The 14,981-nt window shown below is 67.6% G+C and carries 12 protein-coding genes; 3 read left to right on the top strand and 9 right to left on the bottom strand.

What is annotated here, in order from left to right:
• Nucleotides 1-164 precede the first annotated feature (164 nt).
• From rpmA to AB4Z47_RS20085, 8 genes are all read right to left on the bottom strand, one after another.
• A complete protein-coding gene (gene rpmA / locus AB4Z47_RS20120) occupies nucleotides 165-431 on the bottom strand; it encodes a 50S ribosomal protein L27 (protein WP_327113721.1) in 267 nt (88 codons plus the stop codon).
• A gap of 23 nt (nucleotides 432-454) precedes the next feature.
• Entirely contained in the window at nucleotides 455-766 is a 312-nt protein-coding gene (gene rplU, locus AB4Z47_RS20115) for a 50S ribosomal protein L21 (protein ID WP_441952835.1), read from the bottom strand.
• Between the two features lie 333 nt (nucleotides 767-1,099).
• Entirely contained in the window at nucleotides 1,100-4,243 is a 3,144-nt protein-coding gene (locus tag AB4Z47_RS20110; RefSeq protein ID WP_441952833.1) for a translation initiation factor IF-2 N-terminal domain-containing protein, read from the bottom strand.
• A 471-nt stretch (nucleotides 4,244-4,714) separates the two neighbouring features.
• The gene (gene ndk, locus AB4Z47_RS20105) at nucleotides 4,715-5,131 is read right to left on the bottom strand and encodes a nucleoside-diphosphate kinase (protein WP_441952831.1); all 417 of its coding nucleotides are present in this window, start codon (nucleotides 5,129-5,131) and stop codon (nucleotides 4,715-4,717) included.
• 135 nt (nucleotides 5,132-5,266) lie between these two features.
• Nucleotides 5,267-5,683 (bottom strand): DUF4233 domain-containing protein, encoded by a 417-nt coding sequence (locus AB4Z47_RS20100; RefSeq protein ID WP_441952829.1) that lies wholly within the window; start codon nucleotides 5,681-5,683, stop codon nucleotides 5,267-5,269.
• Between the two features lie 244 nt (nucleotides 5,684-5,927).
• On the bottom strand, nucleotides 5,928-7,394 hold the full coding sequence (gene folC / locus AB4Z47_RS20095) for a bifunctional tetrahydrofolate synthase/dihydrofolate synthase (protein ID WP_441952827.1): 1,467 nt from the start codon (nucleotides 7,392-7,394) through the stop codon (nucleotides 5,928-5,930).
• The gene (locus AB4Z47_RS20090) at nucleotides 7,391-10,069 is read right to left on the bottom strand and encodes a valine--tRNA ligase (protein ID WP_441952825.1); all 2,679 of its coding nucleotides are present in this window, start codon (nucleotides 10,067-10,069) and stop codon (nucleotides 7,391-7,393) included. Before AB4Z47_RS20090 ends, folC begins: the two co-directional genes overlap by 4 nt.
• Before the next feature lie 453 nt (nucleotides 10,070-10,522).
• The gene (locus tag AB4Z47_RS20085; protein ID WP_441952823.1) at nucleotides 10,523-10,783 is read right to left on the bottom strand and encodes an FAD-binding protein; all 261 of its coding nucleotides are present in this window, start codon (nucleotides 10,781-10,783) and stop codon (nucleotides 10,523-10,525) included.
• A 162-nt stretch (nucleotides 10,784-10,945) separates the two neighbouring features.
• Between AB4Z47_RS20085 and AB4Z47_RS20080 the strand changes: the two genes are divergently transcribed.
• The 3 genes from AB4Z47_RS20080 (at nucleotide 10,946) to AB4Z47_RS20070 (ending at nucleotide 14,365) form a co-directional block, all read left to right on the top strand.
• On the top strand, nucleotides 10,946-11,539 hold the full coding sequence (locus AB4Z47_RS20080; protein WP_441952821.1) for a helix-turn-helix domain-containing protein: 594 nt from the start codon (nucleotides 10,946-10,948) through the stop codon (nucleotides 11,537-11,539).
• 158 nt (nucleotides 11,540-11,697) lie between these two features.
• Entirely contained in the window at nucleotides 11,698-12,375 is a 678-nt protein-coding gene (locus AB4Z47_RS20075) for an AAA family ATPase (RefSeq protein ID WP_441952819.1), read from the top strand.
• Nucleotides 12,376-13,300: 925 nt separating this feature from the next.
• Nucleotides 13,301-14,365, top strand: a complete 1,065-nt coding sequence (locus tag AB4Z47_RS20070) for a dTDP-glucose 4,6-dehydratase (protein WP_441952817.1) — start codon at nucleotides 13,301-13,303, stop codon at nucleotides 14,363-14,365.
• On the opposite strand, the gene AB4Z47_RS20065 is transcribed toward AB4Z47_RS20070, so the two are convergent.
• On the bottom strand, nucleotides 14,357-14,981 hold a 625-nt coding region (locus AB4Z47_RS20065; protein ID WP_441952815.1), incomplete at its 5' end, for a DegT/DnrJ/EryC1/StrS family aminotransferase. The two genes, AB4Z47_RS20070 and AB4Z47_RS20065, sit on opposite strands and share 9 nt — an antisense overlap.

Here is a 14,981-nt window from a genome sequence, read left to right as displayed (position 1 = left end):
GTTCGTAAACACGAAAAACGGGCCAGGGTTTCGAGACCCTGACCCGCTCGTTGTTGTCCGGAAGTGGTGAGGCGGCTGCCTCGCCTTCGCTCGGCTGCCTCGAGCCTTCGCTCGGCCCAGCGCGGGCTGCGGACGGACTCCGTCCGGCTGTGCCCGTTATGCGGTCAGGCCTGAACCGGCTCCGGGACGACGATGTTGACGGTCTTGCGTCCGCGCTTGTTACCGAACTCGACCGCGCCCGCCGCAAGGGCGAACAGGGTGTCGTCACCGCCACGGCCCACGTTCACGCCGGGGTGGAAGTGCGTGCCACGCTGACGCACCAAGATCTCGCCCGCCTTGACCGTCTGGCCGCCGAAGCGCTTGACGCCGAGTCGCTGGGCGTTGGAATCGCGTCCGTTCCGGGAGCTGGATGCACCCTTCTTGTGTGCCATAGCTGAATCTCCTCGGGGGTGTCTTACTTGATGCCGGTGACCTTCAGGACCGTCAGCTGCTGACGGTGACCCTGGCGTTTGTGGTAGCCGGTCTTGTTCTTGAACTTGTGGATGCGGATCTTCGGGCCCTTGGTCTGCTCGACCACCTCGGCGGCCACCGAGACCTCGGCCAGCTTCGCGGCGTCGGTGGTCAGCTCGGCGCCATCGACGACGAGGACCGGATCCAGTGCCACGGCGGTGCCCGGCGCACCCTCGATCTTCTCGACCTTCACCAGGTCACCGACCGCGACCTTGTACTGCTTTCCGCCGGTCTTGACGATCGCGTACGTTGCCATCGGTCGGCTGCCCTTCTTCCTGTAGTGCTCGGCACTTGCTCACGCGGCAGCTCCTCCGGCCGGATGATCCCACCGGAGACCGCCACACAAATGGTCTGGTAATCGCCGCCGCCTCGGCGCCTGATGGCTCTCGGTATCGAACTGTCGAGAACCGGGCCACGAAGACAGAACATGCTGTCACCGGGCAGCGACTGTCCAAGATTACAGGACGCCCACCGCCACAACCAAACCGGCGCCCTGCTGGCCGCCCTGTCGACGCTGTGGATTCGCTGTCGTGGCAGGCACGTGGCCCCGTCGATAAACCGACGGGGCCACATGGACGTGCACGACGACTTACTGCGATGCGTCGGGCGCCCCCGCCGCGCGGCCGACCGCACGCCTGCGCGGCCTCCTGCGCTGCGGCAACTCGACCGGCTCCGGCTCGGAATAGTCGATGGCCGGCGCGGGCGCCTGCTCCCCGGTGGGCAGCACGAACACCGCGCCGGAGCTGTCCGCGGCGGGCGCGGCAGCCGAACGAGCGACCCGGCGGCGACGGGCCGGACGGGCCGCCGCTTCCGACACCCCGTTGGTTGTAGACGCGGCGGGCGACTCCGGGGCCGGTGCGGGCTCGACCTCTTCGACGACCTCGACGACTTCGGCGGGTTCGGTCTCCGGCTCTTCGGCGGGCACGGCCACCGCGGCCTGGACCGTCTCCGCGACCTCGGCCTCGGCCTCGGCCTCGGCGAGGGCGACACCTTCGGCAGCCGCGTCGGGCTGGTCAGCCGCGGTCTGGACCGGCTGCGCGGCCTCGCTCGCGGCGGGCTCGGCGACCACCGACTGCGCAGTGGCGGCCTCCTGTGCCTGTTTCGGCTGTTCCGCCCCCTCGGTGTCCTCGGTGTGCTGCGCCGCCATCGCCAGGGCGACCGGGTGCGCCCGCTTGACGGCGGCATCCTCCTCGACGTGCTCCGGCACGGGGCCGGCGCCGTTCACGGCCGGAGGCTGCGCGGCACTCGCCGCACCCTTGTCCCGGCCACGGCGCCTGCGCGAACCGCTCTCGCGGGTTCGCCCGGTGCTCTCGTCGCCGGAGCCGGGCTCCACCGGGTACGTGTGCACGAGGATGCCGCGGCCGTGGCAGTGCTCGCAGGTGGTGGAGAACGCCTCGACCAAGCCGGTGCCCAGCTTCTTGCGGGTCATCTGCACCAAGCCGAGCGAGGTGACCTCGGAGACCTGATGACGGGTGCGGTCGCGACCGAGCGCCTCGGTCAGGCGGCGCAGCACCAGGTCCCGGTTGGACTCGAGCACCATGTCGATGAAGTCGACGACGATCATGCCGCCGATGTCGCGCAGCCGCATTTGGCGCACGATCTCCTCGGCAGCCTCCAGGTTGTTCCTGGTGACCGTCTCCTCCAGGTTGCTGCCGCCGGAGCCGGTGAACTTGCCGGTGTTCACGTCGATCACCGTCATGGCCTCGGTGCGGTCGATCACGAGGGTGCCGCCCGAGGGCAGCCACACCTTGCGATCGAGCGCCTTGGCCAGCTGTTCGTCGATCCGGTGGGTCTCGAACACGTCCACGCCGTTGTTCTCGTGCCGGGAGACGCGCGCGAGCAGGTCCGGCGCGACGGTACCGATGTACTTCTCCACCGTGCTCCACGCCCGGTCACCCTCGATGACCAGCCTGGAGAAGTCCTCGTTGAACAGGTCGCGAATGACCTTGACCAGCAGGTCGGGCTCCTCGTAGAGCGTCTTCGGCGCGCCGCCGTCCTTGCTCGCCTGCTTGTCGATCGTGCGCCACGTCGTCTGCAGCCGTTCCACGTCGCGGGCCAGCTCGGCCTCGCTGACGCCCTCGGACGCGGTGCGGATGATCACACCGGCATCGGCGGGCACGATGTCGCGCAGGATGTCCTTGAGCCGCTTGCGCTCGGTGTCGGGCAGCTTGCGGCTGATCCCGGTGGAGGTGCCACCCGGCACGTACACCAGGAAGCGTCCGGCCAGGCTGATCTGGGTGGTGAGACGGGCTCCCTTGTGGCCGACCGGGTCCTTGCTGACCTGCACCAGCACCTGGTCGCCCGGTTTGAGCGCCTGCTCGATCTTGCGCTCCTTGCCGCCGAGCTTGGCGGCCTCCCAGTTCACCTCACCGGCGTAGAGCACGCCGTTGCGGCCGCGGCCGATGTCGACGAACGCCGCCTCCATACTGGGCAGCACATTCTGCACCTTGCCCAGGTAGACGTTGCCGACCATGGACGCGGAGCCGGTGCTCGTGACGAAGTGCTCGACGAGGATGTCGTCCTCGAGCACCGCGACCTGCGTGGCGGCCTGGTGGTCCGGGAAGGACTTCTCGCGCACGACCATGACCCGGTCCACCGCCTCGCGGCGGGCCAGGAACTCCGACTCGGTCAGGATCGGCGGGCGGCGGCGGCCTGCCTCGCGGCCGTCGCGGCGACGCTGACGCTTGGCTTCCAGCCGGGTCGAACCGGTGATGCCCTGGACCTCGTCCACGGCGACGCGGCCGCGGCTCTTGTTGCGCGGCTCGCGCTCGTGCACGACGGTGTTCGGCGGATCGTCCTCGGAAGGCTCGTTCTCGCCGGACTCGCCCGCCACCTTGCGACGACGACGACGGCGGCGACGACGACTCGCACCCTCCGGCACGCCGTCCTCGTCCTCGGAGTCGGCGGTCTCGGCGGCATCCGCGGATTCGGCCTGCTCGGCGGTCTCGGCGGTCTGCTCGTCCTCGACATCGGAGTCGGTCTCGTCGCCGTCGGTATCGGAGTGCTGCTCACCGCGCCCGCGGCCACGGCCACGACGGCCACGACGCCTGCGGCGCGGCTGACCCTCGTCATCCTGCTGCTCCGACGGCTCATGGTCGCCCTCGGTGACCTCGGTCTCGTCCTCGACGGGTTCCGGGGTCGGCTCCTCGACGCGGCGGGCCTCGCGTTCCGCGCGGCGCTGCCTGCGGGCCTGCTCGACGGCCGCGGCGTCCGGTGAAAGAAACAGTGGTGCATGCACGACGGCGGCGGACTCGAACACCACAGGGGCGACGGGCTCCGGCTCCTGCCGCACCGAGTGGGTGAACAGCTGTGTCGACGGCAGGTGCGCCGGGCCGCTCGTCGTCTCCGGCCGCTGTCCGTGGATGGGCGCGTCCGGCGCGGAGAAGACGACGCCGGGACCGGCGAAGGGCGCCTCGGCCCGCGGTTGCCGCGCGGTTTGCTCGAGGGTGGCGGGGGCCGGTCCGGTGTCGCTCGCCCGCACAGCGGAATCCGCCTGCGCGGTCGGCTCGGCCGGGGGTCCCTCGGCTGGCACCAGGGCGGCGCGCACCGACTCGGCTACGGCACGGTCGACATTCGATTGCGCGCTGCGGGCATCGGCTCCCAGCTCGGTCAATTTCGCCAGGATGCGCTTGCTCGTCACCCCCAGCAGCTTGGCTAGTGCGTGAACTCGGATTCGCTCCGGCAATTGTTCGGCATCCTGTGATGTTGTTTCCAGCGGCTCTTGATCGGCCACGAAGTCTCCTCGGGCCCCCGGGCGCGTCCCTCCCGGTAGGAGTGACGCGGCCGGCGCGGGGGCACTGTCTGTTCGACTCACGCCCAGTGGCGCGAGGTCAAGTGGTCTCGCCCCGCGTGCCCGGTTATCACCATGTCGTTCGTCGTTCGGGCTAACTGGTCACGCGGCGCCTGGCTGTGTGGCTGAACTCCGCGGATCGAGCGCTCATCCAGCGTGCCGACGCGAACAGCGAGCCCCAGCAACGGGCTGTTTGTCCATGGCAGCGATGATCGGCATCGAACCGTGGTGTCATCCGGCTGCGATCGTCACCTCCCGTGCGCGCGTCTGCGCGAACAGTCGGTGTCGAGTGCAGCCGTTGCCAGTATCCCACACCAGGCGCCGGGCGTTCGCCATCGGCGCTCGGCTCCGTCCTGCCCGGAGCGCGTTCGCCCTGCTCCCAGCCGCAACAGACACGACGATCAGGAACTGCGATCAGGCCGGAAGCTCAGGGAACCAGAGGGTGATCTCACGCTTGGCCGACTCCGGCGAATCGGACCCGTGCACCAGGTTCTCCTGGGTCTCCAGAGCGAAATCTCCGCGAATGCTGCCGGGCACCGCCTTCTCGACCGGGTCGGTGCCGCCAGCGATCTGCCGGAACGCCGCGATGGCGCGCGGGCCCTCCAGAATGGCCGCGACAACCGGGCCGGAAGTGATGAACTCGATCAAGGAACCGAAGAACGGCTTCTCGGCATGCTCGGCGTAGTGGCCCTTGGCCAGCTCCTCGGATACGTGCTTCAGCTCGAGGGCGACGATCTTCAACCCCTTGCGCTCGATCCGTGCCAGCACCTCGCCGACAAGGCCACGGGCCACACCATCCGGCTTGATGAGTACCAACGTCTGCTCAGTCACGGCGCACAGCCTAACGGGCGCCCGCCCGGGTACCGAACCAGCGGTCAGCGAATCCACCGACCGTGAGACCGACCACGCCTTGCCCCCGGCGCGTCGGATCACCGAATCACCCCATCATCGAACCTCGCGAGCGGGCTACGAGCGGGGCATGCGCTGGCTCGGCAGCAGACCCTTTTCCATTCGACCCCGCACGTCGGCGCGCAGCACCAGGATGAAGCCCCAGACCACGGCGAACACCACCCCGATGACGCCGATCGATACGTGGATGAACGTACCGAGCAGGACGAAGACCTGCAGGCCCAGGTTGAAAGGCAACGCCAAGGAGCGTCGCTGCAGCCCGGCGCCCAAGAACATCACCACCGCGAGCACCACAAGGTAGGTGCCCGACAACCAGGTCACCCCGCCGCCGACGTCGGCGACCACCGGCAGCGCGAGCAGCACCACGATCGCCTCGAGCACCAGCGTGCCTGCCATCACCCCGCGGAAGCCCTTCCACGGATCGGTCGCGGGCGGTGGCACCGGCCGCTCGCCATGGTCGACGGGTTCACTCATGCTGTGTCCTCCTCGGCATTCGCGGACCCTCCGTGGTTACCCGAACTGCCACCTCCCGGCCTGACGCTCATACCCGCACCTCGCTCATGCCTCCACCTCGCTGGCGCTCGGCTCCGCCATGACCGAGAACTCGGCCGTGCTCACTGTTCGCTCGCTGCGCTCGCTCATGCCTCCACCTCGCTGGCGCTCGGCTCCGCCATGACCGAGAACTCGGCCGTGCTCACTGTTCGCTCGCTGCGCTCACTCATGCCGGGTCCTTTCCGAACAGCGCACGCGTCACGCCCGCCGTCACCACCGAGCCGGTCACCACGACACCCGCACCGGATACCATTTCGCCCTGCTCGCCGCTCTCCTCGGCCAGCGCGATCGCGGTCTCCAGCGCGTCGGGCAGGGTCGCCGCGGTGACCACCCGTTCGTCACCGAACCGCTGCACCGCGAGATCGGCCAGCGTCTCCACGTCCATTGCGCGCGGCGAGCCGTTGCTGGTGACGACGATCTCGTCGAACACCGGCTCCAACGCGGTGAGGATGCCGTCGGCATCCTTGTCGCCGAGCACCGCGATCACCCCGACCAGCTTGCGGAAGTCGAACTCGGCGGTGAGCGTCGCGGCAAGCGCACGCGCGCCCGCCGGGTTGTGCGCGGCGTCGATGAAGATGGTCGGCGCATTGCGGATTCGCTCCAACCTGCCCGGGCTGGTCACGCTCGCGAAACCCGAGCGAATGGCGTCGACGTCGAGCTGCCGCTGGGCACCGGCGCCGAAGAACGCCTCCACCGCGGCGAGCGCGAGCACCGCGTTGTGTGCCTGGTGTTCGCCGTGCAGCGGAAGGAAGATCTCGTCGTACACGCCGCCGAGGCCCTGTAATTCGAGCTGCTGCCCGCCCACCGCGATCTGCCTCGCGAGCACCCGGAACTCGGCGCCCTCGCGTGCCACCGCGGCGTCCACCTCGACGGCGCGGCGCAGCAGCACCTCCATCGCCTCCGGCTCCTGCTCCGCGATCACCGCGACGTTGTCGCGCGGGATCAAGCTTTCCGGCGCGCGCTTGATGATCCCGGCCTTCTCCCCTGCGATGGACGCCAGGTCGGGGCCGAGGTAGTCGGTGTGGTCCAGGCCGATCGGCGTGATCACCGCCACCTGCCCGTCGACGACGTTGGTGGCGTCCCAGGTGCCACCCATGCCGGTCTCCACGACCGCGACGTCGACCGGCGCCTCGGCGAAAGCCGCGAATGCCATGCCGGTGAGCACCTCGAACTTGCTCATGGCCGGTCCGTCCGCGGCGGCCGACTGCTTGTCGATCATCTCGACATAGGGCAGCAGCTCGCGGTAGGTCCGCACGTATTCGGCCGGCGAGATCGGCGCGTTGTCGATGCTGATCCGCTCGGTGGCCAGCTGCAGGTGCGGGCTCGTGATCCGGCCGGTTCGCCGGTGCAGCGCGGTGAGCAGCGCGTCGATCATCCTGGTCACCGAGGTCTTGCCATTGGTGCCCGCGACGTGGATCGCCGGATAGCTCTGCTGCGGCGAGCCGAGCAGGTCCATCAGCGTGGCGATCCTGGTCAGCGACGGCTCGAGCTTGGTCTCCGGCCAGCGCCGGTCGAGTTCCGCCTCGACCAGCGCCATCTCGGCCAGTTCCACCGGCGAGGGGCCGGAGGTCAACCGCGCGCCATCGCCGTGGCGCTCGTCGTCGCCGTACTGCGGCTCCGGTTCGCTGTTCATTTGCTGCTCAACTCGGTGAGGCGGGCACCGATGCGCGCCACTTCGGCGGCGGCGACCTGCTGCCTGCTCTTGATCTTGTCGACGACGTGCTCGGGCGCCTTGGCCAGGAACGCTTCATTGCCGAGTTTGGCGGCGGTGCCCTGGAGTTCCTTCTCCGCGGCGGCCAGGTCCTTCTCCAGGCGGCGTCGTTCGGCGTCCAGGTCGACCGCGCCGGAGGTGTCCAGCTCCACGGTCACCGTAGCCCCGCTGAGCCGCACCTCCAGCGACGCGGTGGCGGCGAAATCCGCACCCGGCTCGGTGAGCCTGGCCAGGTTCGCCACCGACGCCTCCAGGGAGCTCAGGTTCGCGCCGTCCACCCCGATCAGCTTGGCCGCCACCTTCTGCTTGTCGCCGAGGCCCTGGTCGCTGCGGAACCTCCTGATCTCGGTGATCAACCTTTGTGCGTCCGAAATACGTTGCGCCGCAGTCTGATCACCGGGAACGCCGGACTTCTTCGGCCACGGCGCGACCACCACCGATTCGCCACCGGTCAGCGCCTGCCAGAGCGCCTCTGTGACGAACGGGATGACCGGATGCAGCAGGCGAAGAACCGCGTCGAGCACGGTGCCGAGCACCAGCTGGGTCGCCTCGGCGCGCGCGCCGTCGGCGGCGAACTGCACCTTGGCCAACTCCAGATACCAGTCGCACAGTTCGTCCCACGCGAAGTGGTACAGCGCCTCACACGCCTTGCCGAACTCGTAGCCGTCGAACGCCGAATCCACTTCGGCGCGCACCTCCTCCAGCCGATCCAGGATCCAGCGGTCGGCGTCGGTGAGCTGCGCGCGGTCCGGCAGGTCGCCGACCCGCGCACCGTTCATCAGGGCGAACTTGGTGGCGTTGAACAGCTTGGTCACGAAGCTGCGCGAGGCGAGCGCGTGCGGCTCACCGACCGACAGGTCGCCGCCCGGCTGCGCGCCGCGCGCCAGGGTGAAGCGCAGGGCGTCGGCGCCGTAAGAGTTGATCCAGTCCAGCGGGTCGATGCCGTTGCCGCGGGACTTGGACATCTTCTTGCCGAACTGGTCGCGGATCAGGCCGTGCAGGAACACGTCCTTGAACGGCACCTGACGCGCGCCGGCCTTGCCCGCCGTCAGCACGGCATCGTCGGCGACGTAGGTGCCGAACATCATCATCCGCGCCACCCAGAAGAACAGGATGTCGTAGCCGGTGACGAGAACGCTTGTGGGATAGAACTTCCCGAGTTCGTCGGTGGCGTCCGGCCAACCCATGGTGGAGAACGGCCACAGACCGGAGGAGAACCAGGTGTCGAGCACGTCCGGGTCCTGCACCCAGCCCTCGGGTGCCTGCTCGTCGGGACCGACGCACACCACTTCACCCTCGGGGCCGTACCAGATCGGGATCCGGTGGCCCCACCACAGCTGGCGCGAGATGCACCAGTCGTGCATGTCGTCGACCCACGCGAACCACCGCGGCTCCTGGCTCTTCGGGTGGATCACGGTGTCGCCGCCCCGCACCGCGTCGCCGGCGGCCTCGGCCAGCGATTCCACCTTCACCCACCACTGCATGGACAGGCGGGGCTCGATCGGTTCGCCGCTGCGCTCGGAATGCCCGACGCTGTGCAGGTACGGACGCTTCTCGGCGACGACCCTGCCTTCTTCCGCAAGCTGTTCGCGCACCTTGACGCGCGCCTCGAAACGGTCCATGCCGTCGAATTCGGTTCCGGTACCGGCGATCCGGCCCCGCTCGTCCATGATGGTCGGCATCGGCAGGCCGTGCCGCAAGCCCATCTCGAAGTCGTTGGGATCGTGCGCCGGTGTGATCTTCACCGCGCCCGACCCGAATTCGGGATCGACGTAGTCGTCGGCGACGATCGGGATCTGCCGCCCGGTGATCGGGTGTTCCAGGGTGGTGCCGAGCAGCGCCCGGTAGCGCGGATCCTCGGGGTGCACGGCGACGGCGGTGTCACCGAGCATGGTCTCCACCCGGGTGGTGGCCACGATCACGTGCGGCTCGTCATCGTTCAGTGAGCCGTACCGCAGCGAGACCAGCTCGCCTTCGACGTCCTCGTACTTGACCTCGATGTCGGAGATGGCGGTGCGCAGTTCCGGCGACCAGTTCACCAGCCGCTCGGCGCGGTAGATCAGGCCCGCGTCGTAGAGCCGCTTGAAGATGGTCTGCACGGCGCGCGACAGGCCCTCATCCATGGTGAAGCGGTCGCGGCTCCAGTCGACGCCGTCACCGAGCGCGCGCATCTGCCACTGGATGGCGCCGCCGGACTCGCGCTTCCAGTCCCACACCTTCTCGATGAACAGTTCGCGGCCGAAGTCTTCCTTCGTCTTGCCGTCCACCGCGAGCTGCTTCTCCACCACGGACTGGGTGGCGATGCCCGCGTGGTCCATGCCGGGCAGCCAGAGCACCTCGTAGCCCTGCATGCGCTTGCGGCGCGAGAGGGTGTCCATCAGAGTGTGGTCGAGCGCGTGACCCATATGCAGCGTGCCGGTGACGTTGGGTGGTGGCAGCACGATCGAGTACGCCGGTTTGCCGCTGGAGGTGTCGGCGGTGAAATATCCGGCGGCTACCCAGCGCTCGTACATCTCGGCCTCCACCTCGCTGGGAGTCCAGCTCTTGGGGAGGGCATCGGCACGATTACGCGTATTGTCAGGGGCTGCGCTGGTCACCCCGCGATTCTAAAGCGCGCCGATCCGCGCACTTCAGGTCGGTCGATCCCGCTCTGCTCCGGCGTCGTCCGTTCGGGCTGTGCATGCCCGAGGGGCGCCGGTTGCGGTGTCGTTCGGATCGGGCCCGACACCTGCCCGGCATTTGTCGGAGCCGGTCATCGGTGAGCATCGGCGAGGGTTCCTTTTGCCCATCGACGTGCGGCTTTCCGAACTGGAGACAGAGAAAGGCGGAGTCTTCGGTGGATGAGGGACACCGAACACTCCGCCTACGCCTGACACTTTACCGTCGTTCCGGGGGCGGACCCGTAATCCATAACCAATTCTCAGTTTCCGACATTTTCTACCCCGAGGATTCCCTTTATCGAGCTGTTCGCGCAGCCCCGTCGCGACGAGCACGCGGCGGGCCCGCAGCGCCCCGCAACCGCTCAGCCGGATCGGGTATCCGTCGTGCGCCTAGCCTGGCCCCGCGCCGGTGACGACGTCGTTGATCAGGTCGGCGCCGTAGACCGCAACCTCGTCCGCGCCCGCGGACAGCAGGCTCGCGGGCGGCATCCCGTCGCGGGACAGGAACCCGTGCATGTGCTCGGCGGGCGCGTTGCGCGGCCCACCGCCACGGACCACCGCGACCCGTCGTCGCGCCCTGGCGAGCACCAGCGCCGCAGACAGTCCCGCCGCCCCGCCACCCACGACCACCACGTCATATCTCTCGCTCATGCCGCTAGCGCTCGGCTCCACCATGACCGAGAACTCAGCTGTGTTCATTGTTCGCTCGCTGCGCTCACTCATCGGCGATCACCTCTGCCGACAGCCTGCCGCCACTTCGCCGAAGCAGCAACAAATGTTGCCGATTCCGGGAAGTCGCGGTGCACTGGAGACATGTCCATTCAACCCACCGTCGCCCAGGCACTCGCCGACATCGGCCCACGACTCAAAGCGCTGCGCACCCGCCGCGATGTCACGCTCACAGCGCTTGCGGAGACCACCGGAATCTCCAAGAGCACACTGTCACGACTGGAATCCGGCCAGCGCAAGGCCAGCCTGGAACTACTGCTGCCGATTGCCATGGCACACCAGGTACCGCTGGACGAACTGGTCGCCGCGCCGAAGATCGCCGACCCGCGGGTACATACCACGGCGCGCAAGATCAACGGGCTCACCATCGTTCCGCTCACCAGACAGCCGGGGCCGCTGCAAGCCTTCAAGATGATCATCCCGGCCGACCGCACCGAGCCCGACCCGAAGGTGCACGAGGGCTTCGAGTGGCTCTACGTCCTGTCCGGGCGGCTTCGGATGGTGCTCGGCGCGCACGACCTCATACTCGGCCCCGGCGAGGCCGCGGAATTCGATACCCGCCAACCACATTGGTTCGGCAGCACGGGCCGGGGCGCCGTGGAAATCCTGAGCCTTTTCGGCAGCCAAGGTGAGCGTATGCATCTTCGCGCGCGCTCGACAGGACGAAAACGCGGGTGAGCCAGAGACTATCCGAAATGCCCGATATTGCCGAATAGCACAGAACTGGGGACCCTGGAAAGGTGGACACCCCAGGCGCTCCCCCTCCGCTGAATCTCAGTGAAATCCCAGGGTTTTCCCTGTTGCCCAACGAATCTCGACTCCGGACGCTGGAAGGTGTGAACACCCCGCTCGAAGCCCGGCCGATAGACATCCCCGAACCACTGGTATCCACCCTGGCGCCGGACTCCGTGCACGATCTGCGCGACGGCGCGATCGAGGAGTTGCGTTACCCGAGCTCGGCAGCGCTGGTCGTCGCCGGCGTCCCTGGCGCGGGCAAGAGCACCACGCTGCGCACGTTCTTCGGCGCCACCTCGGACGTCGATACGCCGTGGCACGGCCCGGACGGCGCGACCGTGCTCGACTCGCACCAGGCGCGCATCCGCTGGCGGCGCAGGCTCTGGTGGTTGCCTTATCCGCTGTGGCGCCCGGTGGTCCACACCGTGCACTTCCTCGCGATCCATGCCGCGTTGCGCGACACCGCAGGTCCGGTCGTGATCCACGACTGCGCCACCTTCCGCTGGACACGCGCGCTGATCGCGCACTGGACGGCGCGCTACGGCCGGGAACTGCACGTGATCATGCTCGATGTGCCGGCGACCGTGGCGCGGGCCGGTCAATACGCCCGCGGGCGTCGGATCAACGGAGTGGCCTTCACACTGCATGTGCGGCGCTGGAGGCGGCTGATGCGGACGATTACGGTCGAGCGACGCCGGCCGACGGACGGGTCGCGCTCCGTCGTCATCGTCGACCGCGCGACCGTCAACCGGATGCGTCGCGTGAAATTCGTCGCCTAGCGGTGAAAACCCTTGCTGCCGTGATGATCACGGGCACCGGGACAGCGTTTCAGCTCCTGATACAGCCGCCCCAAGTCCGGTGGGACGTTGTCGTGCGTCGAGCTCAGTCCTGGCTGTCGTCGTCGGCGTTTACCGGGATGCTCCCGTTGCCGTGCGAGACACCATGCGGACCGGGGCCATCAAGGTCGTTCACACGCCCTCCTTCGGCCAGTTCAATCCTTACTACTTTCCTACGAATCCCGGCCGATACCGGGGAGATTATGTGGCGTGCGCGGTCTCCGTTGGCGCAGCCTGATTACGGTGGCAGTAATGGTCGCGCACACGCCGACCTCGCACCTGGTGTGCGCGATACAGGCCGCGTCCGGGTCGCGAATCCCCATGCCGCGTCCAAGTGGTCGCGGTGGAATTGGATGACGCTGTCCCGTGGTCGTTCTCGGCGCTCACTGCGGGCCCAGGGCACGCTCGAGCGCCAAGCGCAGCAGTGCGCCACATTTCCGCGGGCACGGCGGCTCGCACGTCTTGTGGATCTCGAGGATGCCGCGGGCATGCGCCGGTGACATGACCACCGGCGGGGACTTCTCGCTGTGGTCGTCGACCTGACCGCGTCAGCCCGCCTGCAACCCGGCTGACCAGCACAAACCCCCCAAACGAAAGGACCGAAAACTCCGGGCCCGTGGAACACGGCAGCCAGCCCGCTGAGCGGGCCCCGTATCACTTCGTTCTACGGCCGGCCGCAAAACCCAATCCCAACCCGATCAGGCCAGCACATCGGCCGCACGAAAGAGCCGGGTTGGACTTGCGGATACAGAGGCAAGGAGAGCCAGCAAGGTTCACAACCCGGCGGGCTTCTCATCGAATCGATATGAATTGGCATGGCGGCAGCCGGGTCATGAATTAGCTAGGCTCTCGGCTACGATCGGCATCCATGTCCGTCTACCTCGTGACCGGTGCCGCAGGCTTCATCGGAGCGAATTACGTTCACCGTTTGCTGGAGTGGGAGCCGACCGCCGAGGTAGTAGCGGTCGACTACATCGGTTTCGCAGGTAATACGGCAAACCTGAACCCGGTGGCCGACCGCATCGTTTTCCAACAGGCCGATATCGCCGAACTGGAAACGATGGAGGCTGTCTACCGGCGACATCGACCAGATTTCGTCGTGAACTTCGCGGCGGAGTCGCACAACGACCGTGCGATCCTCGGCCCGTCGGCGTTTATGCGCAGCAACGCCCTCGGCGCCCAGGTGATGGCCGAGTGCAGTCGCCTTATTCCAGTACGTTCGCACGTGCACGTATCGACGATCGAGGTATACGGCGAGCTGGCGACCGGGAACGAATGGTTCACCGAGCGGTCCCCGCTGAACGCGAAAACCCCTTACAGCGCGGCCAAAGCGGCCGGAGATCAGATGGTGCGCGCTTACATGCAGACCTATCCGGAGATGAACATCCGGATGACGCACTGCGCCAACAACTACGGCCCGTATCAACTACCGGAGAAGCTGATCCCACTGGCGGTGACGAACGTCCTGCGCGGGCGCAAGGTGCCCGTGTACGGCGACGGCCTGCAAAGCCGGGACTGGCTACACGTCACCGATCACTGCGCTGCTGTACATCGTGTCCTGCACGCAGAGCTCGACGCGATCCCGGCGGAGGCAGCCACCGATCCGGGCTTGTTGCCGATCTTCGACGTTTCGGCTCGCTGCGAGGTCACCAACCTCGATATCGCGCGCATGGTCATCACCACGCTCGGACGTGACCCGGGCGCGTGGATCGAGCACATCCCCGACCGCCCGAATCACGATCGCCGCTACCTGATCAATCCGGAGAAGATCGAATCACAGCTGGGCTGGCAACCGACGCACGATTTCACAACCGGGATCGAAGACACGGTCAACTGGTATGTCGAGCACCGCGACTGGTGGCAACAGATCCTCGCCGACAAGGGCGAACTCGGCTTCGACTGGGGCCAAGCCGCACCCCAAGCATCACGGTAGCTTCTGGCCAGCCTCGGCTACGGATGTGCGGATAATCTTGATGACCTGATCGACGATGCCGTCGGTCATTCCCCGCCACAGCGGCAGGCAAATGTGACGGTCCGCAAAATTGTTTGCGGCCGGGAAGCTGTCGCCGATGTTCAGACCTCCGAAGACCGGCTGGCGGTGTAGAGGTTGCTCATAGACGCCACGTGCCAGCTCGACACCCGCCGCTGACACCTTGTCGCGCAAGTGATCGCGTTCTATGCCGTGGTTGAGGAGGGCGATGCATTTGTGACCGCTCACCTGCCCGTGCGGGACCGGGAACTCGAGCCCGATGCCGGATAGATCGGTGATGTAGCGGTCGATGATGGCGCGCCGCCGGATGAGGTCGCGGTCGAAATGGTCGAGCTGGGCCGATCCCAGGGCGGCGCCGAGTTCGGTCATCCGCCAACTTCCTCCCCACACCACATGCCGGCCGTCACCGTTGACGGCGCTCGCTGAATTTCCCCACTGACGCTCATCGAAATTCCCATTTGTCCCGTGTGGCTCCGCCGTGAAGGGCGGGCCTCCTCCGAAGCTGGTGGTTACCACACCTGACCAGCTCTTTCGTTCGGAGGAGGCCCGCTTTTCCATG

The organism is Nocardia sp. 2TAF39 (assembly GCF_052114905.1).
Classification (GTDB): domain Bacteria; phylum Actinomycetota; class Actinomycetes; order Mycobacteriales; family Mycobacteriaceae; genus Nocardia.
Note: the sequence above shows the minus strand (reverse complement) of the source record. Positions and strands in the feature narration are given on the sequence as shown.

Excerpts from the sequence above, each read along its gene's own strand:
- rpmA (WP_327113721.1), bottom strand. The coding sequence starts at position 431 with ATGGCACACAAGAAGGGTGCATCCAGCTCCCGGAACGGACGCGATTCC.
- rplU (WP_441952835.1), bottom strand. The coding sequence starts at position 766 with ATGGCAACGTACGCGATCGTCAAGACCGGCGGAAAGCAGTACAAGGTC.
- AB4Z47_RS20100 (WP_441952829.1), bottom strand. The coding sequence starts at position 5,683 with ATGAGTGAACCCGTCGACCATGGCGAGCGGCCGGTGCCACCGCCCGCG.
- folC (WP_441952827.1), bottom strand. The coding sequence starts at position 7,394 with ATGAACAGCGAACCGGAGCCGCAGTACGGCGACGACGAGCGCCACGGC.
- AB4Z47_RS20085 (WP_441952823.1), bottom strand. The coding sequence starts at position 10,783 with ATGAGCGAGAGATATGACGTGGTGGTCGTGGGTGGCGGGGCGGCGGGA.
- AB4Z47_RS20080 (WP_441952821.1), top strand. The coding sequence starts at position 10,946 with ATGTCCATTCAACCCACCGTCGCCCAGGCACTCGCCGACATCGGCCCA.
- AB4Z47_RS20070 (WP_441952817.1), top strand. The coding sequence starts at position 13,301 with ATGTCCGTCTACCTCGTGACCGGTGCCGCAGGCTTCATCGGAGCGAAT.